The sequence below is a fragment of the Rhodanobacter sp. G1 genome (assembly GCF_055397855.1).
The window spans coordinates 3,292,422-3,316,035 of the sequence record NZ_AP039674.1; the positions used below are offsets into that span (position 1 = coordinate 3,292,422).

General features: G+C 68.5%; 20 protein-coding genes and 1 tRNA gene. 16 read left to right on the plus strand and 5 right to left on the minus strand.

Annotated features, from left to right (window positions below):
• Positions 1 to 3 precede the first annotated feature (3 nt).
• The 5 genes from ACZ5Z2_RS14590 to ACZ5Z2_RS14610 all read left to right on the plus strand — a co-directional run bounded on the left by ACZ5Z2_RS14590 (position 4) and on the right by ACZ5Z2_RS14610 (position 3,754).
• Positions 4 to 1,080 (plus strand): AsmA family protein, encoded by a 1,077-nt coding sequence (locus ACZ5Z2_RS14590; protein ID WP_464759329.1) that lies wholly within the window; start codon positions 4 to 6, stop codon positions 1,078 to 1,080.
• A complete protein-coding gene (gene mutY, locus ACZ5Z2_RS14595; RefSeq protein ID WP_464759330.1) occupies positions 1,077 to 2,138 on the plus strand; it encodes an A/G-specific adenine glycosylase in 1,062 nt (353 codons plus the stop codon). The genes ACZ5Z2_RS14590 and mutY overlap by 4 nt, the downstream gene beginning before the upstream one ends.
• On the plus strand, positions 2,135 to 2,413 hold the full coding sequence (locus ACZ5Z2_RS14600) for an oxidative damage protection protein (protein ID WP_464759331.1): 279 nt from the start codon (positions 2,135 to 2,137) through the stop codon (positions 2,411 to 2,413). Before mutY ends, ACZ5Z2_RS14600 begins: the two co-directional genes overlap by 4 nt.
• A gap of 35 nt (positions 2,414 to 2,448) precedes the next feature.
• Positions 2,449 to 2,524: transfer RNA gene (locus ACZ5Z2_RS14605), tRNA-Phe, on the plus strand.
• A gap of 972 nt (positions 2,525 to 3,496) precedes the next feature.
• Positions 3,497 to 3,754: a hypothetical protein gene (locus tag ACZ5Z2_RS14610; protein ID WP_464759332.1), complete on the plus strand. Its 258-nt coding sequence runs from the start codon at positions 3,497 to 3,499 to the stop codon at positions 3,752 to 3,754.
• Between the two features lie 3 nt (positions 3,755 to 3,757).
• On the opposite strand, the gene ACZ5Z2_RS14615 is transcribed toward ACZ5Z2_RS14610, so the two are convergent.
• The 4 genes from ACZ5Z2_RS14615 to groES all read right to left on the minus strand — a co-directional run bounded on the left by ACZ5Z2_RS14615 (position 3,758) and on the right by groES (position 9,649).
• Positions 3,758 to 5,440 (minus strand): cation:proton antiporter domain-containing protein, encoded by a 1,683-nt coding sequence (locus ACZ5Z2_RS14615; RefSeq protein WP_464759333.1) that lies wholly within the window; start codon positions 5,438 to 5,440, stop codon positions 3,758 to 3,760.
• A gap of 87 nt (positions 5,441 to 5,527) precedes the next feature.
• On the minus strand, positions 5,528 to 7,342 hold the full coding sequence (gene recQ, locus ACZ5Z2_RS14620) for a DNA helicase RecQ (RefSeq protein WP_464759334.1): 1,815 nt from the start codon (positions 7,340 to 7,342) through the stop codon (positions 5,528 to 5,530).
• A 266-nt stretch (positions 7,343 to 7,608) separates the two neighbouring features.
• Positions 7,609 to 9,252, minus strand: coding sequence for a chaperonin GroEL (groL, locus tag ACZ5Z2_RS14625; RefSeq protein ID WP_464759335.1), 1,644 nt, complete (start codon positions 9,250 to 9,252; stop codon positions 7,609 to 7,611).
• Positions 9,253 to 9,355: 103 nt separating this feature from the next.
• The gene (gene groES / locus ACZ5Z2_RS14630; RefSeq protein WP_049623107.1) at positions 9,356 to 9,649 is read right to left on the minus strand and encodes a co-chaperone GroES; all 294 of its coding nucleotides are present in this window, start codon (positions 9,647 to 9,649) and stop codon (positions 9,356 to 9,358) included.
• Between the two features lie 236 nt (positions 9,650 to 9,885).
• Between groES and cutA the strand changes: the two genes are divergently transcribed.
• The 10 genes from cutA to purH all read left to right on the plus strand — a co-directional run bounded on the left by cutA (position 9,886) and on the right by purH (position 19,643).
• Positions 9,886 to 10,212 carry a divalent-cation tolerance protein CutA gene (gene cutA, locus ACZ5Z2_RS14635; protein ID WP_464759336.1) on the plus strand — a complete coding sequence of 109 codons (327 nt, stop codon included), beginning with the start codon at positions 9,886 to 9,888 and terminating at the stop codon, positions 10,210 to 10,212.
• A 66-nt stretch (positions 10,213 to 10,278) separates the two neighbouring features.
• Complete coding sequence (locus tag ACZ5Z2_RS14640) at positions 10,279 to 12,441, plus strand: protein-disulfide reductase DsbD family protein (protein ID WP_464759337.1); 2,163 nt, start codon at positions 10,279 to 10,281, stop codon at positions 12,439 to 12,441.
• A complete protein-coding gene (locus ACZ5Z2_RS14645; RefSeq protein ID WP_464759338.1) occupies positions 12,438 to 13,013 on the plus strand; it encodes a TlpA family protein disulfide reductase in 576 nt (191 codons plus the stop codon). Before ACZ5Z2_RS14640 ends, ACZ5Z2_RS14645 begins: the two co-directional genes overlap by 4 nt.
• 140 nt (positions 13,014 to 13,153) lie before the next feature.
• Positions 13,154 to 13,594 carry a type II 3-dehydroquinate dehydratase gene (gene aroQ / locus ACZ5Z2_RS14650; protein ID WP_464759339.1) on the plus strand — a complete coding sequence of 147 codons (441 nt, stop codon included), beginning with the start codon at positions 13,154 to 13,156 and terminating at the stop codon, positions 13,592 to 13,594.
• A gap of 59 nt (positions 13,595 to 13,653) precedes the next feature.
• Positions 13,654 to 14,115 carry an acetyl-CoA carboxylase biotin carboxyl carrier protein gene (accB, locus tag ACZ5Z2_RS14655; protein ID WP_464759340.1) on the plus strand — a complete coding sequence of 154 codons (462 nt, stop codon included), beginning with the start codon at positions 13,654 to 13,656 and terminating at the stop codon, positions 14,113 to 14,115.
• A 21-nt stretch (positions 14,116 to 14,136) separates the two neighbouring features.
• On the plus strand, positions 14,137 to 15,501 hold the full coding sequence (accC, locus tag ACZ5Z2_RS14660; protein WP_464761718.1) for an acetyl-CoA carboxylase biotin carboxylase subunit: 1,365 nt from the start codon (positions 14,137 to 14,139) through the stop codon (positions 15,499 to 15,501).
• A gap of 169 nt (positions 15,502 to 15,670) precedes the next feature.
• Complete coding sequence (gene prmA, locus ACZ5Z2_RS14665) at positions 15,671 to 16,573, plus strand: 50S ribosomal protein L11 methyltransferase (protein WP_464761719.1); 903 nt, start codon at positions 15,671 to 15,673, stop codon at positions 16,571 to 16,573.
• Positions 16,574 to 16,618: 45 nt separating this feature from the next.
• Positions 16,619 to 17,464: a zinc-ribbon and DUF3426 domain-containing protein gene (locus ACZ5Z2_RS14670; RefSeq protein WP_464759341.1), complete on the plus strand. Its 846-nt coding sequence runs from the start codon at positions 16,619 to 16,621 to the stop codon at positions 17,462 to 17,464.
• Positions 17,465 to 17,624: 160 nt separating this feature from the next.
• The gene (locus tag ACZ5Z2_RS14675) at positions 17,625 to 17,912 is read left to right on the plus strand and encodes a helix-turn-helix domain-containing protein (protein WP_464759342.1); all 288 of its coding nucleotides are present in this window, start codon (positions 17,625 to 17,627) and stop codon (positions 17,910 to 17,912) included.
• A 123-nt stretch (positions 17,913 to 18,035) separates the two neighbouring features.
• Positions 18,036 to 19,643, plus strand: coding sequence for a bifunctional phosphoribosylaminoimidazolecarboxamide formyltransferase/IMP cyclohydrolase (gene purH / locus ACZ5Z2_RS14680; RefSeq protein ID WP_464759343.1), 1,608 nt, complete (start codon positions 18,036 to 18,038; stop codon positions 19,641 to 19,643).
• 262 nt (positions 19,644 to 19,905) lie between these two features.
• Here purH and ACZ5Z2_RS14685 read toward each other — a convergent pair whose 3' ends face one another.
• A complete protein-coding gene (locus tag ACZ5Z2_RS14685; RefSeq protein WP_464759344.1) occupies positions 19,906 to 20,442 on the minus strand; it encodes a DUF2782 domain-containing protein in 537 nt (178 codons plus the stop codon).
• 93 nt (positions 20,443 to 20,535) lie between these two features.
• Between ACZ5Z2_RS14685 and polA the strand changes: the two genes are divergently transcribed.
• Positions 20,536 to 23,301: a DNA polymerase I gene (gene polA / locus ACZ5Z2_RS14690; protein WP_464759345.1), complete on the plus strand. Its 2,766-nt coding sequence runs from the start codon at positions 20,536 to 20,538 to the stop codon at positions 23,299 to 23,301.
• The last annotated feature ends 313 nt before the right edge of the window (positions 23,302 to 23,614 follow it).

Below are 23,614 nucleotides of genomic sequence, written 5' to 3' on the forward strand. Positions count from 1 at the left end.
GACGTGACACCTCGGCTGCGACGCCTGCTGATGGCCGCGAGCGTGCTGGCGGTCGCCGTGCTGCTGGTGCTGGCGTTCTCGGCCTACCTGCTGCTGCGGCCCGAACGCTTCACCGCGATGCTGCAGGCGCAGGCGCGGCAGGCCGGCCTCGTGCTGAACCTGGACAACCCCGCCAGCCCCACCGTGTTCCCGCGCCCGGCGCTGGATCTGCGCGGCATCACGATCAGTGCCGATGGCGAGGACACTCCTATCCTGCTGGCATCCAGCGGCCGGCTGGTGCTGCCGTGGCGCACCCTGCTCGGCGGCCCCGTCGCCATCGCACAGATGGAAGTCGACGGGCCGCGCGTGGATCTGGACGCCCTGCAAAGCTGGCTCGCCGCGCAACCGCCATTGCCCGCGGATGCCGCACCCGCGATCCCGCGCATCGATACCGGCATCAGGGTCGAACACGGCAGCGTGGTGCATGGCGACCGGCTGCTGCTCAACAACGTCGCGCTGACCGCGGGCACGCTGGCGCCCGACAGCCCGTTCCTGCTCTACATGTCGGCCACCACCACCTCGGGCGCGCCGCTGCAGTTGCGCCTGGCCACCACGCCACGCATGCAGGCCGGCGTGCTGCAACTGGACGACATCCAGCTGCATCTTTCGCAGAACAACAGCACCACGTTCGTGCTGCACGGCCGCGCTCGCTGGCGCGGCGCGGCGAACGCGACCGCGCGGCTCGACGGCAAGTTCAAGCAGGCCAAGGCCGACAGCCACGACATCGCGCTCACGCTCACGCCCGCCAACCAGACCGACCCGCTGCTGCTGCACCTGAAGCTGTCAGGCCCGGACAACCATGCCGACTTCAGCCTGCCGCCGCTGGCGCTCGCCCGCTGGTGGAACGCGCTGAGCTCGGCAACCGGCGCCCAGGCGCCCCCGCAACCCGGCCTGCCGCCCGGCAACGGCACGCTGCAGTTGGCGAAGGTGCAGATCGGCAACCTGTCCATCACCGGCCTCAGCGTGCAGGCCGACGCCAGCGCACCCGCCGCCGCCAGCAGCGCGCCGGCCAAACCGGGCGCCAACGGCACCGCCAAGTGAAACCGTTCGCCGCCGCCCTGCTGGCGTGGTTCGATGACCACGGCCGCCACGACCTGCCTTGGCAAAGCGCGTCATCCGACGGCCGGCGCGATGCCTACCGCGTGTGGCTTTCGGAAACCATGCTGCAGCAGACCCAGGTGGCCACCGTGATCGGCTACTTCGAGCGCTTCGTCGCCGCGCTACCGACATTGCGCGACCTCGCCGCCGCGCCGGAAGACCAGGTACTCGCGCTGTGGTCCGGCCTGGGCTACTACCGCCGCGCGCGCTTCCTGCATCGCGCCGCCCAACTCTGCGTGGAACGCCACGGCGGCGAACTGCCGCACGACTTCGACGCGCTGGCCGCCCTGCCCGGCATCGGCCGCTCCACCACCGGCGCCATCCTCGCGCAGGCGCACGGGCTGCGCTTCCCCATCCTCGACGGCAACGTCAAGCGCGTGCTGGCGCGCTACCACGGCATCCACGGCCATCCCGGCGAAAGCGCGGTGGAGAAGCTGCTCTGGCAGCATGCCGATGCGCACACGCCGGCCACGCGCGTGGCCGACTACACACAGGCGATCATGGATCTGGGCGCCACCGTGTGCACGCGCGCCAGGCCTCGCTGCGAAGCCTGCCCGCTGGCCGCGGACTGCGTCGCCCTGCGCGACGGCCTCGTCGCGCAACTGCCGTCGCCGAAGCCAGCGAAGATCACACCCACGCGCGAAACCGTGATGCTGATCCTGCGCGACGCGCACGGCCGCGTGCTGCTGGAACGGCGCGGCCCGCAGGGCGTGTGGCCCGGCCTGTGGAGCCTGCCCGAGGCCACGGACATCGACGCCGCGTGGCGTCACGCGCGACAGCACGCGCGCATCGACGATGCGCAGCCGCTCGTCCCTTTCACCCACGTGTTCAGCCACTACAAGCTGCGCGTCGAACCGCTGCTGTTCGACGGCGCGGCGGCCGCGCGCGGCATCGCCGACAATCCGGGGCTGCGCTGGTGCGACGCCAGCGACCTCGCCGCACTCGGCCTGCCCGCACCCGTGCGCAAGCTGCTGCAGAACCTCGAAGGATCCACCGCATGAGCCGCATCGTCCACTGCGTCAAACTCGGCATCGACGCCGAAGGCCTCGACTTCGCCCCCTGGCCCGGCCCGCTGGGCCAGCGCATCTACGCCGGAATCTCCAAGCCCGCGTGGCAGGAATGGCTGGCCCACCAGACCATGCTCATCAACGAGAACCGGCTCAACCCGCTGGATCCCGCCGCGCGCAAATACCTGGCCGAGCAGATGGAGAAATTCCTGTTCGGCGGCGAGGTGGATCAGGCGCCCGGCTACACCCCGCCCGACGCCGAGTCTTGACGGCAAGCCGCGCATTCGGTCTAATGCGCGGCTCTGGCCGGGTAGCTCAGTTGGTAGAGCAGGGGATTGAAAATCCCCGTGTCGGCGGTTCGATTCCGTCCCCGGCCACCATTGGATTCTCGCAAGACCTTGAAGGGCAACGACTTTCGCAGTCGCTGCCCTTTTTGCTATGCACAGTTCTACGCACACTTGCAGAGTGTCTTGGTGTGGCGCATAGGGCACTTGCTCCGAACGTGACCGGGGAATAGCGAGTATGGTCGGTGGTTCATCCCATACCGCAGGCCACTCGAATGAGCACATCGCCACCGACCTTGACTGTTGCCGATATCCACTCCGTGTATTCCGGTAAGAAGGTCGGGGTCGTCGTCGACCATGCGACGCGGTTCCAATCGACAAAGCAATTTGTACGTAATCCAGCGCACTCGGGCCACGCACCTGTGAACCCCAGGGATCTGAAGGGATCTCGCCATCGCTGATCGTTGGATCTGCCGCATCGCTGAGGACGCAGACTTGCCACCTCGCAGCGGCTCGGACATTCGCAGCGTCATGTCCACCTCTCCCATTGCCACCACGATGCCGTGGCAGCCGGTCTCCTGCCGCTAGCACTGCACCGCCTCGTCGTGGTCAGCATGCTCGTCGACGCAGATGACGCGCAGGGGTCTTGTTGCCCCATGCGCTCCTCCAGCTTGGCCAGGCGATCAGTGAGCGAGGTCATGTTCGCGCTCCAGATCCGCAAGGGCCGCACGAAGAGCCGGCAGTGTCTCGGATGCAGTACGCCACGGGGCACACACCTCACGCTCTCGGGTGAGCAGCTCGTCGCCACGTCCCTCAGCGCACTTGCGCTCCAGCGCCAGGATACCTTTGTGCAGTCCGCGCGCGAGCCTCTCAGGCTCGGCGCTGGCCAACACGCTCAGCGTTGCATCGGCTTCGCAGGCGCTGCGTCAGGGCCGCGTGCCAGGCAAACCGGGCACAACCACGTCGTCTGCCGCTTTCCGGACTGTCACTGCGCTGCCACCCGCAGATCACCAGCACGCCACACATGGCGACGAGACTTTCGCGCATCGTCCTGCAAACGTTCCGACCATGCCTGCGCAGTACGTCGCTCCCTCGAAGTTCGGCCTGTTCCGCATCGTGCGGCATGGGCGGCGCTGGCGCAGCCTGCTGGAAGGTTGCGAGCTGGCTCGGCACGACGATGCGGCCGCCGCGCTGGTATATCTGCAAGCGAGCTGCCCGCGTGCTCGGCTGCCCTCCACGCTGGACGAATGGCGCTACCTGGCTGAACCGCCGGCACGATTGGCGCAAGCCTGCGCCAACGACAGGACTTGGTTGCTGGCCGGTTGACGCTCAGCTCGCGGCTGCTTCCGCCGCGTCCATGGAGAGCCGGTCGAGCATGCCGCGCGCCATCTCGCGTTCGCCCGACACCACGAAATCCGCGCCCAGTCCGTGCAGGTGCGCAACGGCCGCGCCCGAGCTGGCCCGCGCGCAGATCGTCAATCCCGGATTGAGCCGATGCGCGACGCGCACGATCTCGCCGGCCTCGAACGCATCCGGCACGGTCACCAGCAGCGCCTTTGCCGCGCCAAGGTTGGCGGCGGCCAGGGCTTCGTCGCGCGAGGCCTGGCCGGAGATCGTGCGGATGCCTTGCGCGCGCAATGCCTCCACGCGCTCGTGTTCCATCTCCATCGCCAGCAGCGGGCTGCCGTGCGCGCGCAGCTCGTCGCACAGCAGGCGCCCCAGCCGCCCGTAACCCACCACCACGACGTGGCCGGAAAGATCGCCGGCCTGCTCGGACACCGGTTCGTCGCGCAGCGCCGCCGCGGAATTCATCGCCGCCTCGCGCGCGTCCAGCCACGGCTTGGCGCGGTCGAGCAGCTTGAACAGCAGCGGGTTGAGCAGGATGGAGACGATGGCCGCGGCCAGCAGCACATCCTGCGCCTCCTTCGACACCATGTGCTGCGCCACGCCCACGCCGATCAGGATGAAGGAGAACTCGCCGATCTGCGCCAGGCTCACCGCGATGGTGAGCGCGGTGCGCAGCGGCCGCCGCGAAGCCAGCACGATGAGCAAGGCTGCCAGCGACTTGCCCAGCACGATGATCGCCAGCGCCGCCAGCACCACCAGCGGCTCGGTGAGCAGCACGCGGTAGTTGAACAGCATGCCGACGGAGACGAAGAACAGCACGGCGAAAGCGTCGCGCAGCGGCAGCGTTTCCTCGGCCGCGTCGTGCGCCAGCTTCGACTCGCCCATCATCATGCCGGCGAAGAACGCGCCCAGCTCGAACGACACGCCGAACAGGCCGGCGACACCGAACGCCACGCCCAGCGCGATCGCCAGCACGGCGAGGCGGAACAGCTCGCGCGAGCCGCTGACCGCCACGCGCGCGAGCAGCCACGGGATCAGCCGCGCGCCCACCACCAGCATCAACGCCACGAACAGGATCACCTTGCCGATGGCGATGCCCACGGTGCCGGCCAGCGCGCCGAACGAGACGCCCTGCCCCGCGGCCAGCGCGCCGCCCACCGCGGGCAGCAGCACCAGCGCCAGCACCATGGCGAGGTCTTCCACGATCAGCCAGCCCACCGCGATGCGGCCGCGCTCGGTTTCCAGCAGTCGCCGTTCTTCCATCGCACGCAGCAGCACCACCGTGCTGGCGACCGACAGCGCCAGGCCGAACACGAAGCCCTGCGCGAACGGCCAGCCCAGCGCCCAGCCCAGCAGCACGCCCAGCACGGTGGCCACCGCCATCTGCCCCAGCGCGCCGGGGATGGCGAGCGACTTCACCGAGAGCAGATCCTTCAGCGAGAAATGCAGGCCCACGCCGAACATCAGCAGCACCACGCCGACCTCGGCCAGCTCGTGCGCGATGTGGCCGTCCGCCACGTAGCCCGGCGTGAACGGCCCCACCACCACGCCGGCCAGCAGGTAGCCGGCCAGTGCGGGCAGCTTCAACCGATGCGCCAGCGCGGCGAACACGAAGGCCAGCACGATGCCGCTGACGAGGGTGGCGATGAGCGGTGCTTCGTGCATGGGCGTTCCCCGGCAATGGTCCGTGCGTGCGCTGCGGCTTCCCTTGTAAGGAGATTCGGCGACGCGCACAAGCGCGCCGCGCGGGATTCACTCCGCCGCGTTGATCACCGCGAGGAAATCGCGCCCGTAACGCGCGAGCTTGGCTTCGCCCACGCCGCTGACCTGGGCCAGCTCGCCCTCGTTCGCGGGCATCGCGCGCAGCATGGCGAGCAGGGTCGCGTCGTGGAACACCACGTAGGGCGGCACGCCCTGCTGGCGCGCGAGCTGGGTGCGCAGGGCGCGCAGCGCATCCCACAGCGGCTGCTCGTAGGCCTCGATGCCGAGGTTGGCGCCGGTGACGAGCTGGCTGTCGCGGCGCCGGCGCGCGGAGCGCTGCGGCTTGGCGTCCTCGCGCAGCAGCACGCGCTCGCCGCCGCCGAGCACGGCGCGGCTGGCGGGGGTGAGGCGCAGCGTGCCGTAGCCTTCCGCGTCGGTGGCGAGCAGACCCGCGGCGAGCAACTGGCGGAACACCGAGCGCCAGCCCTTCTCGTCCATGTCGGCGCCGATGCCGAAGGTGCTCAGCTTGTCGTGGCCGAGCGCCCCCATGCGTTCGTTGTCCACGCCGCGCAGGATGTCGATGACGTGGCCGGCGCCGAAGCGCTGGCCGCTGCGGTACACCGCCGACAGCGCCTTCTGCGCGGGCACGGTGGCGTCCCAGGTGCGTGGCGGTTCCACGCAGTTGTCGCAGCGTCCGCAGGGGCCGTGGTAGTCCTCGCCGAACGCGCCCAGCAGCAGCTCGCGCCGGCAGCGCGTGGCCTCGGCGTAGGCCAGCAGCGATTCCAGCTTCTGCCGCTCGATGCGCTTGCGCTCGTCCGCCGATTCGGACTGCGCGATCATCTGGCTCATCGTCACCACGTCGGCCAGGCCGTAGATCATCCACGCCTCGGCAGGCAGGCCGTCGCGGCCGGCGCGGCCGGTCTCCTGGTAATAGCCTTCCATGCTGCGCGGCAGGTCGAGGTGCGCCACGAAGCGCACGTCGGGCTTGTCGATGCCCATGCCGAAGGCGACGGTGGCCACCATCACCACGCCGTCCTCGCGCAGGAAGCGCTGCTGGTTTTTCGCGCGCGTGGCGGCGTCGAGGCCGGCATGGTACGGCAAGGCCTCAATGCCGGCCTCGGCCAGCCACGCGGCGGTGTCGTCCACCTTCTTGCGGCTGAGCGCGTACACGATGCCCGCCGCGCCGCGGTGGCCGTCGATGAACTGCATCAGCTGCGTGCGCGGGTTGTACTTCAGCATCACGCGGTAGCGGATGTTGGGCCGGTCGAAGCTGGAGACGAACTGGCGCGCCTCGCGCAGCGCCAGCCGCTCCACGATCTCCTCGCGCGTGCACGGGTCGGCGGTGGCGGTGAGCGCGATGCGCGGCACTTGCGGGAAGCGCTCGTGCAGGAGGGTGAGTTCGCGGTACTCGGGACGGAAGTCGTGGCCCCACTGCGACACGCAGTGCGCCTCGTCGATGGCGAACAGCGCGATTTCCGTCTGCTCCATCAAGCCGAGGAAGCGCGAGGTAAGCAAGCGTTCCGGCGCCACGTAGAGCAGATCCAGCTCGCCGGCCATGAACTGCCGCTCCACCTCGCGCTGCGCCTGCGCGTCGAGGCTGGAGTTGAGGTAGGCCGCCGCCACGCCCGCGGCGCGCAGCGCGTCCACCTGATCCTGCATCAGCGCGATCAGCGGCGAGACCACGATGCCGGTGCCCTGCCGCAGCAACGCGGGAATCTGGTAGCACAGCGACTTGCCGCCGCCGGTGGGCATCAGCACCAGCGCGTCGCCGCCTTCCGCCACGTGTTCGACGATGGCCTGCTGCTGGCCGCGGAAGCCGGGATAACCGAAGACGTTGCGAAGAATGTCGAGAGGGGTGCGGGGCATCCGGGGAATGCTAGCAAATGGCGATGCCCTGCTCTCTTCCGAGGAAGCGGCACTAAGGATGCTCTGATCAACCGCCTTCTCACCCGTCATTCCTGCGAAAGCAGGAATCCAGCGCCTTTGTATTCCATGAACCACAGGCGCTGGATCCCAGCCTTCGCTGGGATGACGAGCAAAATCAGGGCTTTCCTAAAGAAAAACCCCGCCAAAGCGGGGTTTTTCGTGGTGCTTGCCCTTCGACAGGCTCAGGGCGAACGGCCGGGGCCGGATCAGAAATCCATGCCGCCCATGCCGCCCATGCCGCCGGGGGCGCCGCCGTGGTTGTGCTCTTCCTTCTTCGGCAGCTCGGCCACCATCGCCTCGGTGGTGATGGCGAGGCCGGCCACGGAGGAAGCGTACTGCAGCGCCGAGCGGGTGACCTTGGTCGGATCCAGGATGCCGAACTCGATCATGTCGCCGAACTCGCCGGTGGCGGCGTTGTAGCCGTAGTTGCCCTTGCCTTCCTTGACCTGGTTGACGATCACGGACGGCTCGGCGCCGGCGTTGAACACGATCTCGCGCAGCGGGGCTTCCAGCGCACGGCGGGTGATGGCGATGCCGAGGTTCTGATCCTCGTTGTCGCCCTTCAGGCTCTCGATGGCCTTCAGCGAGCGGATCAGCGCCACGCCGCCGCCCGGCACCACGCCTTCTTCCACCGCCGCACGGGTGGCGTGCAGGGCGTCTTCCACGCGGGCCTTCTTTTCCTTCATCTCGACTTCCGTCGCCGCGCCGACCTTGATCACCGCCACGCCGCCGGCCAGCTTGGCCACGCGCTCCTGCAGCTTCTCGCGGTCGTAGTCGGAGGAGGTCTCCTCGATCTGCGCCTTGATCTGCTTGATGCGGGCCTGGATCTTCTCGGCTTCGCCGGCACCGTCGATGATGGTGCTGTTTTCCTTGGTGACCACGATCTTCTTGGCACGGCCCAGGTCGGCCACGGTGGCCTTCTCGAGCTGCAGGCCCACTTCCTCGGAGATCACCTGGCCGTTGGTGAGGATGGCCATGTCTTCCAGCATCGCCTTGCGGCGGTCGCCAAAGCCCGGTGCCTTGACGGCGGCGACCTTGACGATGCCGCGGATGGTGTTGACCACCAGGGTCGCCAGCGCCTCGCCTTCCACTTCCTCGGCGACGATCAGCAGCGGCTTGCCGGCCTTGGCCACGCCTTCGAGCACGGGCAGCAGCTCGCGCACGTTGGAGATCTTCTTGTCGTACAGCAGGATGAACGGGTCTTCCAGCTCGACCTGCTGGCTCTGCTGGTTGTTGATGAAGTACGGCGACAGGTAGCCGCGGTCGAACTGCATGCCCTCGACCACGTCCAGCTCGTTCTCCAGGCCCGAGCCTTCCTCGACGGTGATCACGCCTTCCTTGCCGACCTTCTTCATCGCGGTGGCGATGATGTCGCCGATCGCGCTGTCGGAGTTGGCGGAGATGGTGCCGACCTGGGCGATCGCCTTGTCGTCGGCGGTGGGCTTGCTGAGGCTCTTCAGCTCGGCCACGGCGGCGATCACGGCCTTGTCGATGCCGCGCTTCAGATCCATCGGGTTGATGCCGGCGGCGACGGCCTTCATGCCCTCGCGGATGAACGCCTGGGCCAGCACGGTGGCGGTGGTGGTGCCGTCGCCGGCGTTGTCGGAGGTCTTGGAGGCGGCTTCCTTGACGATCTGCGCGCCCATGTTCTCGTAGGCGTCGGCCAGCTCGATCTCCTTCGCCACGGACACGCCGTCCTTGGTGACGGTGGGGGCGCCGAAGCTCTTCTGCAGCACGACGTTGCGGCCCTTCGGGCCCAGGGTGACCTTGACGGCGTTGGCGAGCGTGTTCACGCCCTTCAGGATGCGCGAGCGGGCGTCTTCGCCGAAGCGGACTTCTTTAGCGGCCATAAAATTTTTGCCTCAAAAATTTTGAAATTAAGGAAAGGGGTTTGTCGTTTCGAAAGCGTTGCCGAAGCAGGCTTCAAGCGACGGGCGAGCGCGATCAGCGCGCTCAGCCCTCGATCACCGCCACGATGTCGTCTTCCTTCAGGAAGACCAGCTCTTCGCCGTCGATCTTGATTTCCTGGCCGGCGTACTTGCCGAACAGCACCACGTCGCCTTCCTTCAGCGACATCGGACGGACGTTGCCGTCTTCCAGAATGCGGCCGGTGCCGGCGGCGATCACCTTGCCGCGGGTGGGCTTCTCGGTGGCGCTGTCGGGGATGACGATGCCGCCGGCGGAGACGCGCTCCTCTTCCAGGCGCTTGACGATGACGCGGTCGTGCAGCGGACGCAGTTTGCTCATGGGTGGCTCCCAAGCTGTGTTGACGGAAAAGGTTGAGGACTGACAGGCCGGCCCGCGGGCCGCTGTTAGCACTCGTCAAAGATGAGTGCCAATTCTGGCGATTCAAGCCCCTCCGCCGCAAGTGACGGCAAGCCCGATCCGGCGGGTTCCGACCCTGGAACGGCGGATGGGGCGGGTGCGGGCGGGTTTCAAGAGGCGTCTGCTACCGTGGGCCGCCCGACCCGCCGGCCGCCGCCATGACCGACCCCGCTATCCTGTTGTGTCTGTGCACCTGCCCCGACGCCGCCAGCTCGCAAAAACTGGCGGAAGCGCTGGTGGGCGAACGGCTGGCCGCCTGCGTCAACCGCCTGCCGGGCGTGCTTTCCACCTACCGCTGGCAGGGGGAAGTGCACACCGATGGTGAGGAATTGCTGCTCATCAAGACCACGGCCGAGCGCTTCGAGGCGCTCAAGGCACGCCTGCTGGAACTGCATCCCTACGAGCTGCCCGAGCTGATCGCGCTGCCGGTCGAACTCGGCCATGCGGCGTACCTGGACTGGGTGCGGGCGAACGTCGCGCCGTGAACCTCGCCCGGCCGCTGTCGTCATAATGGTCACCCGCCCCCGCCGGGCGGTTCCGCCGGAGTCGTGATGCACAAGCTTTTCCCCCGCGCCCTGCTCGCCGGCTGGCTACTCGGCCTGCTGGCCGCGCTCGCCCCTGCCGCACAGGCGCAGGACGGCAACATCCTGCCGGTCACCGAGGCGTACAAGCTCAGCGCGGATGCAGCTACGCCCGGCACGCTCAAGCTGCACTGGGACATCGCGCAGGACTACTACCTCTACCGCGGCCGCATGAAGTTCACCGCCGGCCCCGGCGTGACGCTGGGCGACGCGCAATTGCCGCCCGGCGAGAAGCACGACGACCCGTACATCGGCCCGGTGGAAACCTACCATCACGCCGTCGACGCCAGCATCCCCTACACCGTGGCGCCGGGCGCCACGCGCCTGACGCTCAGCGTGCAGTACCAGGGCTGCCACGAGGTGGAGCCGAAGATCTGCTATCCGCCGCATACCGAGCAGCTCGACCTGCCGCTGCCGGGCGCCGCGCCGGCGTCCGCCGCGGGCAACACGCTGGGCAGCGCGTTGCAGCAGCTCGGCGCGGACGGCAACGGCACGTCGTCCGTGCCGCTGCCGCAGGAACAGGCCTTCCGCTTTTCCGCGCTGGCGCAGGACGAACACCACCTGCTGCTGCGCTGGTCGATGCCGAAGGACTACTACGTCTACCGCAACCACATCGCGCTCAAGCTCAAGGACGCCGACGGCCTGACGCTAGGCACGCCCGCGTGGCCGGCGGGCGGCGTGCAGCATCAGGATGCGCAGCTCGGCACGATCACGGTGTACTTCGGCGAGCTTGATCTGCCCGTCTCCATCGAAGGCGACACGGCAGGCCGCAGGCAGGTGACGCTGGAGGCGAGCTTCCTCGGCTGCAAGGACGGCGGCGTGTGCTATCCGCCGATGAAGCGCGACGCCACCATCGACCTCACCGGCGGCGCGACCGCCAAGGGCATCGCCACACCCGGCACGGCCGCGCCCACCGGCCCGCTGCAGACCAGCCTGTTCACCGCGCTGCTGCTGGCGCTGGGCGGCGGCCTGATCCTCAACCTGATGCCCTGCGTGCTGCCGGTGCTGTCGCTCAAGGCGGTGAGCCTGCTGGAAAGCGGCGGGAACCCCGCGCAGCGGCGCCGCCATGCGCTGGCCTACACCGCAGGCGTGCTGGCGAGCTTCCTCGCGCTGGGTGCCGGCATCCTCGCCCTGCGCTCGGCCGGCCATGCGCTGGGCTGGGGCACGCAGTTGCAGCAGCCGCTGCTGGTGGCGGTGCTGGCCTGCGTGATCTTCGCGCTGGGGCTGTCGATGTCGGGCGTGGTGCAGTTCGGCGCCTCGCTGGGCAATGCGGGCGCCGCGCTGGCGAACCGCAACGGCATGGCCGGCGACTTCTTCACCGGCGTGCTCGCCGTGGTGGTGGCCAGCCCATGCACCGCGCCGTTCATGGGCAGCGCGCTGGCCTATGCCTTCGCCGCACCGGCCGTCCACGCGCTCCTGGTGTTCCTCCTGCTGGGCGTGGGCCTGGCCCTGCCCTTCCTCGCCATCGCTTACGTACCTGCGCTGGCGCGCCTGCTGCCGAAGCCGGGCCGCTGGATGGAGACGCTGAAGCAGGTACTGGCCTTCCCGATGTACCTCGCCGCCGCGTGGCTGGCCTGGGTGCTGGCCAACCAGCGCGGTGCCGATGCGGTGGGCCTGCTGCTGGTGGCGATGGTGCTGCTGGCGCTGGCGCTGTGGTGGTTCGAGCGCAGCCGCGGGCGCGGCCCGCTGCGCCATGCGCTGACTGCGCTGCTGACGCTGGCCACGCTGGCGCCGCTGTACCTGCTCGCGCAGGTACCGGCTGCGGCGAACGCCGCGACGGCCCAGGAAGGCACCGTGCCATACGGCGCCGCGAAGCTCGCCGAGCTGCGCGCCGCCAACACCCCGGTGTTCGTGGACATGACCGCCGACTGGTGCATCACCTGCAAGGCCAACGAGCACACCGTGCTGGCCGGCGCCGCGTTCCGCGCCGCGCTCAAGCACGACGGCGCCATCTACATGAAGGGCGACTGGACGAACGAGGATCCGGCGATCACCGCCTTCCTGCAGCAGTACCACTCGCCGGGCGTGCCGCTGTACGTGGTGTTCCCCAAGGGTGGTGGCGCGGGCCGGCAGTTGCCCACGGTGCTGACCACGGCACTGGTGGAACGGGCGCTGGACGAGACGGCGCGGTGAGCCGCGACAACCTGGTCATCCTGGCCGCGGCCGTGCTGGCGGCTGCGCTGGGTGGCTGGCTGCAGCACGAAAGCCGGCTGGCGCACGTGCCGGCCGGCGCGACGGTGGCGCGGATCGGCGAGCCGGCGCCCGCGCTGGAACTGCCGGATCCGCAGGGCCGCACGCATCGGCTGACGGACTACCGCGGCCATCGCCTGCTGTTGAATTTCTGGGCGAGCTGGTGCGGGCCGTGCCTGGACGAGCTTCCGGCGCTGGATCGTGCCCAGGCCAAGTTCGGCGAAAACGGCACCATCGTGCTGGGAATCGCGATGGACGATCCCGCGCACGTTCGCGCCTTCCTGGCCGACCATGCCGTGCGCTACCCCGTCCTGCTGGGGCGGCTGGAATCGCCAAGCACTTCGCTGTTGTGGGGCGATAGCGGCGAGATACTCCCGTACAGCGTGCTGATCGATGCCGATGGGCGCGTGATCGCCACGCATCGCGGGCCACTGGACGCGGCCACGCTCAATCGATGGTTCACCGGAAGTGCGACCAGGGATGGCCGCCCATTTGATCCCAGCAGCCGGGGATGATCGCAGAATCCCTTCGCACATACGCCGACGCACGGCTTCTCCATCGAACATCGCCGATCTGCGCCGAACTGGACAACATCCACAACTGCGCGCACACTGCGCCCCGTTCCGGGTCGTCCGGACGTCGTCGAAGGCATGGCGTGGCCAAGATCCTCGTTCTGCACGGGCCCAACCTCAACCTGCTGGGTGCACGCGAGCCGACCATCTACGGCCGCGACACGCTGGCCGACATCAACGGCCGGCTGGCCGCACAGGCGCAGGCCGCCGGGCACGAGCTGGCGTGCTTCCAGTCCAATGCCGAGCATGAACTGGTCGGCCGCGTGCATCAGGCGCGCGACGAGCAGGTGGCGACCATCCTGTGCAACGCCGGCGCGTTCACCCATACCAGCATCGCGCTGCGCGACGCGTTCGCGGCGGTGGCGATTCCGTTGATCGAGGTGCACCTGTCCAACGTGCACGCCCGCGAGCCGTTCCGGCACCACTCGTACCTGGCCGACATCGCGGTCGGCGTGATCTGCGGTTTCGGCGCCGACAGCTACCGGCTGGCGCTGGACGCGGCCATCGCCCGGCTGGCGGCGTAGCCGATTCGAATTCCCTTTCCCGTCGCCCGTGGGCGACGCCATGACATGAAGGCCATCCCATGGATCTGCGCAAGATCAAGAAGCTGATCGACCTGCTCGAGGAGTCCAACCTCGCCGAACTGGAAATCAAGGAAGGCGAGGAAGTGGTGCGCCTGTCGCGCGTGCCCAAGGGCGGCGTGGCCATGGCTGCGCCGGTCGCCGTGGCCGCCGCCCCGGTGGCGGCCGTCGCCGCACCCGTACCGGCCGCCGCGGTGGAGGCCGCGCCCGCCGCCAACGCCCTGCCCGCCGGCCACGTGGTGAAGGCGCCGATGGTTGGCACCTTCTACGCCGCCGCCACGCCGGGCGCCGCGGCGCTGGCGAAGGTGGGCCAGCAGGTGAAGGCCGGCGACACGCTGGGCATCATCGAGGCAATGAAGATGTTCAACCAGATCGAGGCCGACGTGGGCGGCACCATCCAGGCGATCCTGGTCGAGAACAGCCAGTCGGTCGAATTCGACCAGCCGATGTTCGTGATCGCCTGAGCCGGCTGAGCCACCATGCCCATGCTCGAAAAAGTCGTCATCGCCAACCGCGGCGAAATCGCCCTGCGCGTGCTGCGCGCCTGCCACAGTCTCGGCATCAAGACCGTGGCGGTGCACTCCACCGCGGATCGCAACCTCAAGCACGTCGGCCTCGCCGACGAAGCCATCTGCATCGGCCCGGCGCCGTCGGCGGAGAGCTACCTCAACATCCCGCGCATCATCGCCGCGGCGGAAATCACCGACGCGCAGGCCATCCATCCCGGCTATGGTTTCCTGTCCGAACGCGCCGACTTCGCCGAGCAGGTGGAGAAGTCGGGCTTCGTCTTCATCGGCCCCACCGCGGACGTGATCCGCCTGATGGGCGACAAGGTGGAGGCGATCAAGGCGATGAAGGCCGCGGGCGTGCCCTGCGTGCCCGGCTCCGGCGGCCCGCTGGGCGAGGACATCGACGAAAACCTGCGCATCGCCCGCGAGATCGGCTACCCGGTGATCATCAAGGCTGCCGGCGGCGGCGGCGGCCGCGGCATGCGCGTGGTGCGCACCGAGGCGCACCTGGGCAACTCCATCGTGATGACCAAGCAGGAGGCCAAGGCGGCCTTCGGCAACGACATGGTCTACATGGAGAAATTCCTGGAGAACCCGCGCCACGTGGAGATCCAGGTGCTGGCCGACGGCCAGGGCAACGCCATCCACCTCGGCGAGCGCGACTGCTCCATGCAGCGCCGCCACCAGAAGGTGGTGGAGGAAGCGCCCGCACCCGGCATCACGCCGGAACTGCGCGCCCAGATCGGCAAGGTCTGTGTGGATGCCTGCATCCGCATCGGCTACCGCGGCGCCGGCACCTTCGAGTTCCTGTTCGAGAACGGCCGCTTCTACTTCATCGAAATGAACACGCGCATCCAGGTGGAACACCCGGTGACCGAGTTCATCACCGGCGTGGATCTGGTGCGCGAGCAACTGCTGATCGCCGGCGGCGAGAAGCTCTCGATCCGGCAGGAAGACATCAAGATCAACGGCCATGCCATCGAGTGCCGCATCAATGCCGAGGATCCGGACACGTTCCTGCCCTGCCCCGGCACGGTGAAGCGTTTCGAGGCGCCGGGCGGCCCCGGCGTGCGCGTGGACACCCACCTATACGACGGCTACAAGATCCCGCCGAACTACGACTCGATGATCGGCAAGCTGATCGTCTACGGCCCCGACCGCGCCACCGCGATCGCGCGCATGCGCCTCGCGCTGGCCGAGACGGTGATCGAGGGCGTGAAGTGCAACATCCCGCTGCAGCAGCGCATCATGGCCGACGTGGGCTTCCAGCAGGGCGGCCAGAACATCCACTATCTCGAAAAGCGGATGGCGGAGCAGAAGGAAAAGGGCCCGCTTCAATAAAGCAGCGCGCTCCTTGCGTTTGCCTCCTCTCCCCTCCGGGGAGAGGATTGAGGTGAGGGGCCGGGGCTTGCGAGAACCCTGATCGAAGCCCGCCTGAACACACCTCACCGCGAGAGTGACCCCTCACCCCAACCCTCTCCCCAAAAGGGGAGAGGGAGTGAAACTGCCCATGCCCTTCCTCGAACTCTCTCTCACCGCCCGCATCGAACAGCAGCCCCGCGCGGAGGAAGCGCTGGAGGATCTCGGCGCGCTGTCGATCACGCTGCGCGACGCCGACGCGGAGACGCCGGACGAACAGGCGATCTTCGAACCGGGCGTGGGCGAACTGCCGCTGTGGCCCACGATCACGTTGAATGCCCTGTTTGACGAAGGCGCGGATCGGCGCGGCCTCGCCGCCGCGCTGGGCGAACTGCTGCCGTGGGTGGAACCGGATCAGCTGGACTTCCGCGTGGTGGAAGACCAGGACTGGGAACGCGTGTGGATGGATCAGTACCAGCCGATGTCCTTCGGCCGGCGCCTGTGGATCTACCCGTGGAACATCGAGCCGCCGGCGGACGACGAACGCGTGGTGGTGCGGCTCGATCCCGGCCTCGCCTTCGGCAGCGGCACGCACCCCACCACCGCGCTGTGCCTGGAATGGCTGGACGGGCTCGATCTCGCCGGCAAGTCGGTGATCGACTACGGCTGCGGCTCGGGCATCCTCGCCATCGCCGCGCTCAAGCTCGGCGCCGCGCATGCGGTGGGCGTGGACAACGACCCGCAGGCGCTGCTCGCCTCGCGCGACAACGCCGGGCGCAACGGCGTGGCCGAACGTCTGGACGTCCATCTGCCCGGCGACGAGCCGAAGGCCGCCGCCGACGTGTTCGTGGCGAACATCCTGGCCGGCCCGCTGGGCGAACTCGCGCCGGTGTTCGCGGCGGCGGCGAAACCCGGCGCGCCGTTTGCGATCTCCGGCATCCTCGACGGCCAGCAGGACGAACTGCTGGCGCGCTACGCCGAGTGGTTCGACGCGCTGCGCGTGGACACGCACGACGGCTGGGTGCGCATCAGCGGAACGCGTCGCGGCCGATAACATCCGGCCTGCTAAGCTTGCGGTTCGTTCAACGCGGCGACCCGCATGTACACGCAATGTCCCGAATGCCTGTCCGTGTTCTCGCTCGGCGCACAGACGCTGGTGCAGGCGCACGGCTACGTGTTGTGCGGGCATTGCGGCGCCGGCTTCGACAGCCTCGCCACGCTGAGCGACCAATTGCCGCCGGAGCCGTTCGATGAGCTGCCGCTGAACGAGCAGGCGCTGGCGCCGCCGCGCGTCGAACTGGTGGTGTACCGCCCGCAGCCGCCCGCACCCGTCGTGGTGGTCGCGGCGCCGACCGCCGCCGCGGCAACGGAGGATTTCTCGCAGCTGGTGTTCGCGCCGCGCTTCGCGAAAGACGCGCACAAGCGCAAGCCCTCGCGCGCCGAACGCAAACATCGCGCGCATCGCAACATCAACCCGCAACGACGCTGGCCATGGGTGCTGGTTTGCGGCGCGCTGGCGCTGCTGCTGGCGGCGCAACTCGCCTGGGTGAACCGCGACAACCTGGTTCGCGATCCGCAGGCCGGCGGCTGGCTGCGCAGCGCCTGCGACCTGCTGGACTGCAGCCTGCCGCTGGTCGCCGCGCCAGGGCAACTGCACCTGCTCGCCAGCAACGTCGAAACGCACCCCAACGCCGCACATGCGCTGATGATCAGCCTCAGCCTGCGCAACGACGCCGCATTCGCGCAACCCTGGCCGGTGGTGGTGGTCACCCTGTCCGACGCGCAGGGCCATCGGCTGTCGATGCGCCGCCTGCTGCCCACCGACTACCTCGACGACCCGACCGTGCTGCACCACGGCCTCGCGCCGGACGCCACCACCGCGCTGCTGCTGGAGGTGCAGGATCCCGGCGACGCAGCGGTTGCCTACGAGTTCGACTTTGAGTAACACCGCTTTGTGACACCGGTGGCACTTAAAATCCACCGGCCGCACGGGTAGACTCCACCGTCCCGCGTTTCGCCCATGGCATGCGCGGATGGTCGCCAAGGCGGCCATGCAGAATCATCAGAACAGCGGCCACGCAGCCGCGCGAAACACGCCGAGGGAAATGTCAGTGAATGCCGTGAGATTGCCCACCGCCGAGGCTGCCCGCCCGGTCGCCTCGCAGAGCGCGTTGGGCGAATGCGTCAGCCGCACCGTGCGCCGCTATCTCGCCGACCTCGGCGACGCGGACTGCGGCGAAGGCCTGCATGCGCTGGTGATCCACGAGGTGGAAGGCCCGCTGCTGCGCGAAGTCCTCGCGTTCCACGACGGCAACCAGAGCCGCGCCGCCGTGGCGCTTGGCATCAACCGCGCCACGCTGCGCAAGAAGCTGGCCGCGCACGGCCTGCTGTAACCGCGCCGGCCGCGATCCCGCCCGCCGCGACTTCGCCCGCCGCAATGTCGCATTTGGCCGTCCAAACGATGGCCATGCCGCCGACTGGGCTATAATTCGCGGCTTTCCCGCCTGGAAGCCGCCATGTCCGCCCCCGTCGTCCCCGTCCGCCGCGCCCTGCTCAGCGTTTCCGACAAGACCGGCCTGATCGAACTGGGTCGCCGGCTCGCCGCGAAGGGCGTGGAACTGCTCTCCACCGGCGGCAGCGCCAAGGCGCTGCGCGAGGCCGGCATCGCGGTGCAGGACGTCAGCGAACTCACCGGCTTCCCCGAGATCATGGACGGCCGCGTGAAGACCCTGCACCCCAAGGTGCACGGCGGCCTGCTCGGCCGGCGCGGCACCGACGACACGGTGATGGGCGAACTCGGCATCCGGCCGATCGACCTGCTGGTGCTCAACCTGTACCCGTTCGAGGCCACCGTGGCCAGGCCGGACTGCACGCTGGAGCAGGCGATCGAGAACATCGACATCGGCGGCCCCGCGATGCTGCGTTCGGCGGCGAAGAACTGGAACGACGTGGGCGTGCTCACCTCGCCGGATCAGTACGAAGCGGCGCTCGCCGAAATCGAGCGGCACGGCGGCCTTTCGCGCGCCACGCGCTTCAAGCTCGCGGTCGAGGCATTCAACAACGTGTCGAGCTACGACGGCGCGATCAGCGACTACCTCAGCGGCCTGAAGCTCGACGAGGCGCACGAGGCCATTGCCGGCCACGAGGCCTTCCCCGCGCAGGCCAACGGCCGCTTCGTCAAGCTGATGGATCTTCGCTACGGCGAGAACCCGCACCAGCAGGCCGCGTTCTACCGCGACCTGTATCCGCATGCCGGCACGCTGGCCACGTTCAGGCAACTGCAGGGCAAGGAACTCTCCTTCAACAACATCGCCGACGCCGACGCCGCGTGGGAGTGCGTGCGCAGCTTCGTCAAGCCGGCCTGCGTGATCGTGAAGCACGCCAATCCCTGCGGCGTGGCGGTGAGCCTGGACGGCATCGGCAAGGCCTACGACCTCGCCTACCAGACCGACCCGACCTCGGCCTTCGGCGGCATCATCGCGTTCAACCGCGAGGTGGACGGCGCCACGGCGCAGGCCATCGTGTCGCGCCAGTTCGTCGAAGTGGTATTGGCGCCGGCCTACGCCGACGATGCGCTGAAGGCGTTCGCCAAGAAGGGCAACGTGCGCGTGCTGGAGATCCCGCTGCCGCCGGGCACCGACCTGGTCGCCGCGCATCCCGGCAACAACGTCAAGCGCGTCGGCTCCGGCCTGCTGATCCAGAGCGCCGACACCGGCATGGTCAAGGCGGAAGACCTGAAGGTGGTCACCAAGGTGGCGCCCACGCCCGCGCAGATCGACGACCTCATCTTCGCGTGGAAGGTGGCCAAGTTCGTCAAGTCCAACGCCATCGTCTACGCGAAGGATCGCCAGACCATCGGCATCGGCGCCGGCCAGATGAGCCGCGTGTACAGCGCGAAGATCGCCGGCATCAAGGCCGCCGACGAGAAGCTGGAAGTGCGCGGTTCGGTGATGGCCAGCGACGCGTTCTTCCCGTTCCGCGACGGCATCGACGCCGCGGCCGCGGCGGGCATCAGCGCGGTGATCCAGCCGGGCGGCTCGATGCGTGATGCCGAGGTGATCGCCGCCGCCGACGAGCACGGCATGGCGATGGTGTTCACGGGGATGAGGCACTTCCGCCACTGAAAGTGGTGGAAGCAAAGGAAGGCCTGATCAATCGGCTTCCTGCTCGTCATTCCTGCGCAAGCAGGACAAAAGCACGCCCTGCGCGTGTTGAACAGCCGAAGGCTGACCCCGCAGGGACGAGCGCAGCGAGTCATCCAGTGCCTTTACGTTCAATAGCTGAAGGCGCTGGATCCCAGCCTTCGCTGGGATGACGAGCAAAATCAGCATTTCCCCGGACTTGGCACTCCATCACACCAAAAGCGGCGAAAGCAAACCCATCGGATCAGTGCGTGTCGTCCTGCGAACCGTCGTCCGACGCGGCCGGCCGGCTCTTGCCCCACTCCAGGATCTTGTACATCACCGGCCGCACCGGCGGCGCGCCGTCGGTGGCGCGCATCGTGCCGTTGTTGTCCACCATGTAGGTGTAGGACAGGCCGTTCTTCTGCGTGACCACCACCATGTAGACGCGGCCGCCGCGGCGGTATTCCTGGTACACCGAATCGCCTTCGGTGTGCACGCTGACATCGTCCGCCGGCGAATCGCCGCTGACCGTCTTCGGCGCGCCCTTGTCGCCCGGCATCGCGGGCAGCGGAATCGGCTTGCTGGGCACCGGCGTGGCGGTGACCGTCGCGGGCGTGCTGCCGCTGGTGCCTGACGACGCCGGCTGGGCCGGCGGCGCCACCGCCTTCACGCCCGGGTCGTTCATTCCCGGCGGCGGCGGCGCCGGCGCGAACTGCGGCAGCTGGCCCCCGGCGGATTGCGCCCACGCAGGCAGCGCGATGAAGGCAGTAACGGCAAGCAGGCAGGCGGCGGTTTTCATGGCGGCGACCTCGAAGGAGGCGCGAAGCATAGCAGCGTGCCGGCGATGCTCCCGTGAACCGCGGCATTGCGCGCCGCATGCAAGAATGCGCGCATGCCCAAGCTCATCCTGATCGACGGATCCTCGTATCTCTACCGCGCCTTCCACGCGCTGCCGCCGCTGACCAACGCGCAGGGTGAGCCCACCGGCGCGCTGTTCGGCGTGGTCAACATGCTGCGCTCCACGCTGAAGGAGCGGCCGGACTACGTCGCCTTCGTCAGCGACGCTTCCGGCCCCACCTTCCGCGACGAGATGTACGAGCACTACAAGGCGAACCGCCCGCCGATGCCGGCCGATCTGCGCGCGCAGATCGAGCCGATGCTGGCCATCGTGGGCGCGCTGGGCTTCCCGATCCTGCGCGTGCCCGGCGTGGAGGCCGACGACGTGATCGGCACGCTCGCCCTGCAGGCGCACGCGCAGGGCATCGCGGTGGAGATCTCCACCGGCGACAAGGACATGGCCCAGCTGGTGCGCCCCGGCGTCACCCTGGTCAACACCATGACCAGCACCACGATGGATCGCGCCGGCGTCGAGGAAAAATTCGGCGTGCCGCCCGAGCGCATCGTCGACTACCTCACCCTGGTCGGCGACAGCGTGGACAACGTGCCCGGCGTGCCCAAGTGCGGCCCCAAGACCGCCGCGAAGTGGATCGCCGAATACGGCTCGCTGGACGGCGTGATCGCGAACGCGGACAAGGTCGGCGGCAAGATCGGCGAGAGCCTGCGCGAAGCGCTGCCGCAACTGCCGCTGTCGCGCGCGCTGGTGACGATCAAGACCGACGTGGCGCTGGAACAGCAAGCCACCGACCTCGCGCTGCGCGATGCCGACACGAACGCATTGCGCGAGCTGTACACGCGCTACGAGTTCAAGGCGGCGCTGAAGGAACTCGATGCCTCACTCCCCTCTCCCTCCGGGAGAGGGGCCGGGGGTGAGGGTACGACCGAAGTGCACGGCACCACCGAACCCTCACCCCAACCCCTCTCCCAAGGGGCGAGGGGCTTCGAGCCAGCGGCTCCCGGCGAGTACGAACTCGTCACCACGCAGCCGCAGCTCGACGCCTGGCTGGACAGGCTGCGCGACGCGCCGCTGATCGCCTTCGACACCGAAACCACGGCGCTCGACCCGATGCTGGCCGACATCGTGGGCCTGTCGCTGGCAGTGGAGCCGGGCAAGGCCTGCTACATCCCGTTGGCGCACGACTATCCCGGCGCGCCCTCGCAACTGCCGCGCGACGCGACACTGGCCGCACTCAAGCCGGTGTTCGAGGACGCCAGCCGTCCCAAGCTGGGCCAGCACGCGAAGTACGACATCAATATCCTGTCGCACTACGGCATCGCGGTGGCGGGCGTGCGCCACGACACCATGCTGGAATCCTACGTGTGGAACGCCACCGCCACGCGCCACGACATGGATTCACTGGCGAAGAAGTACCTCGGCTACGACACCGTGAAATACGAGGAAGTGGCCGGCAAGGGCGCGAAGCAGATCTCGTTCTCGCAGGTGGATCTGGACACCGCCTGCCGCTACGCCGCCGAGGACGCCGACGTCACCCTGCGCCTGCACCACGCGCTGTGGCCGCTGCTGGAAAGCGTCCCCAGCCTACGCAAGGTGTACGAGGACATCGAGATCCCGCTGGTTCCAGTCTTGGCCGGCATGGAGCAGCGCGGCGTGCTGATCGACGTGGACGAGCTGCGCCGGCAGAGCCAACAGCTCGGCAAGCGCATGCACGAGCTGCAGCAGCAGGCCTACGCCGAGGCCGGCCGCGACTTCAACCTCGACTCGCCCAAGCAACTGCAGGCGATCCTGTTCGACCAGTTGGGCCTGCCCGCGAAACTCAAGACGCCCACCGGCCAGCCCTCGACCAACGAGGAAGCACTGGAAGCCATCGCCGACGAGCACGCGCTGCCGCGGCTGATCCTCGACTACCGCGGCCTCGCCAAGCTGCGCTCCACGTATACCGATAAGCTGGCCGGCACCGTGAACCCGCGCACCGGCCGCGTGCACACCAGCTACCACCAGGGCGCGGTGGCCACCGGGCGCATCTCCTCCACCGACCCGAACCTGCAGAACATCCCGGTGCGCACCGAGGAAGGCCGCCGCATCCGCCAGGCCTTCATCGCGCCGCCCGGCTGGAAGGTGATGGCGGCGGACTACTCGCAGATCGAGCTGCGCATCATGGCCCACCTCTCCGGCGACGAGGGCCTGCTGAAGGCCTTCCACGAAGGCGGCGACGTGCATCGCGCCACCGCGGCCGAAGTGTTCGGCGTCGCCCCGGACGAAGTGAGCAAGGAACAGCGCCGCGCCGCCAAGGCGATCAACTTCGGCCTGATGTACGGCATGAGCGCGTTCGGCCTCGCCCGCCAGCTGGGCATCGATCGCGGCGAAGCCGGCGACTACATGGCGCGCTACTTCGCCCGCTATCCCGGCGTGCACGCCTTCATGGAGGCCACCCGCGCGCAGGCGCACCGCGATGGCTACGTGGAAACGATCTTCGGCCGCCGCCTGTACCTGGAGAACCTGCAGTCCCGCAACCAGGCCCATCGCGCCGGCGCCGAGCGCGCCGCGGTGAACGCGCCGATGCAGGGCAGCGCCGCCGACATCATCAAGCGGGCGATGATCGCCGTGGCCGGCTGGCTCAAGGAGCGCGACGACGCCCACATGCTGATGCAGGTGCACGACGAACTGGTATTCGAGGTGCGCGCCGATGCGGTTGACGAAGTGCGCGAAGCGGTGCGCGAACGCATGCAGGGCGCGGCGCAACTGGCCGTGCCGCTGCTGGTCGAGGTGGGAGTCGGCGCAAATTGGGACGAGGCGCATTAGACGTCCATTTGTTGGCTTTCCGTGAAATGAACCAATCCTGACTTTTCTTTGCACCCGCTGTAGAACTTTTCCTCCCACGCGCGTTCCTAATACTCGGGTGTACGCAACGGCACCCGCGGCTGGACACCTCCCTGGACAGCCACCCGGACGCGGAACCTCTCCCCTGGGCTTCCGCCTCCACCGGCCCCGAAGGCACCCCCTGGCCTTCGGGGCCTTTTTTGTGTTCATCCATGAACACAAAGATCAAACGGGCGGCCATCCATGGCCGCACTTTTCAGAAAAGCGATGCTCCGGATTGACTTCAGAGCCGCTC

Bases quoted from the DNA above. Each gene is read 5' to 3' on its own strand.
- ACZ5Z2_RS14685 (WP_464759344.1), bottom strand. From the start codon at position 20,442: ATGAAAACCGCCGCCTGCCTGCTTGCCGTTACTGCCTTCATCGCGCTG.
- purH (WP_464759343.1), top strand. From the start codon at position 18,036: ATGTCCGCCCCCGTCGTCCCCGTCCGCCGCGCCCTGCTCAGCGTTTCC.
- ACZ5Z2_RS14675 (WP_464759342.1), top strand. From the start codon at position 17,625: ATGTCAGTGAATGCCGTGAGATTGCCCACCGCCGAGGCTGCCCGCCCG.
- accB (WP_464759340.1), top strand. From the start codon at position 13,654: ATGGATCTGCGCAAGATCAAGAAGCTGATCGACCTGCTCGAGGAGTCC.
- ACZ5Z2_RS14670 (WP_464759341.1), top strand. From the start codon at position 16,619: ATGTACACGCAATGTCCCGAATGCCTGTCCGTGTTCTCGCTCGGCGCA.
- prmA (WP_464761719.1), top strand. From the start codon at position 15,671: ATGCCCTTCCTCGAACTCTCTCTCACCGCCCGCATCGAACAGCAGCCC.
- accC (WP_464761718.1), top strand. From the start codon at position 14,137: ATGCTCGAAAAAGTCGTCATCGCCAACCGCGGCGAAATCGCCCTGCGC.
- polA (WP_464759345.1), top strand. From the start codon at position 20,536: ATGCCCAAGCTCATCCTGATCGACGGATCCTCGTATCTCTACCGCGCC.
- ACZ5Z2_RS14640 (WP_464759337.1), top strand. From the start codon at position 10,279: ATGCACAAGCTTTTCCCCCGCGCCCTGCTCGCCGGCTGGCTACTCGGC.
- groES (WP_049623107.1), bottom strand. From the start codon at position 9,649: ATGAGCAAACTGCGTCCGCTGCACGACCGCGTCATCGTCAAGCGCCTG.
- cutA (WP_464759336.1), top strand. From the start codon at position 9,886: ATGACCGACCCCGCTATCCTGTTGTGTCTGTGCACCTGCCCCGACGCC.
- ACZ5Z2_RS14610 (WP_464759332.1), top strand. From the start codon at position 3,497: ATGCCTGCGCAGTACGTCGCTCCCTCGAAGTTCGGCCTGTTCCGCATC.
- recQ (WP_464759334.1), bottom strand. From the start codon at position 7,342: ATGCCCCGCACCCCTCTCGACATTCTTCGCAACGTCTTCGGTTATCCC.
- ACZ5Z2_RS14615 (WP_464759333.1), bottom strand. From the start codon at position 5,440: ATGCACGAAGCACCGCTCATCGCCACCCTCGTCAGCGGCATCGTGCTG.
- groL (WP_464759335.1), bottom strand. From the start codon at position 9,252: ATGGCCGCTAAAGAAGTCCGCTTCGGCGAAGACGCCCGCTCGCGCATC.
- ACZ5Z2_RS14600 (WP_464759331.1), top strand. From the start codon at position 2,135: ATGAGCCGCATCGTCCACTGCGTCAAACTCGGCATCGACGCCGAAGGC.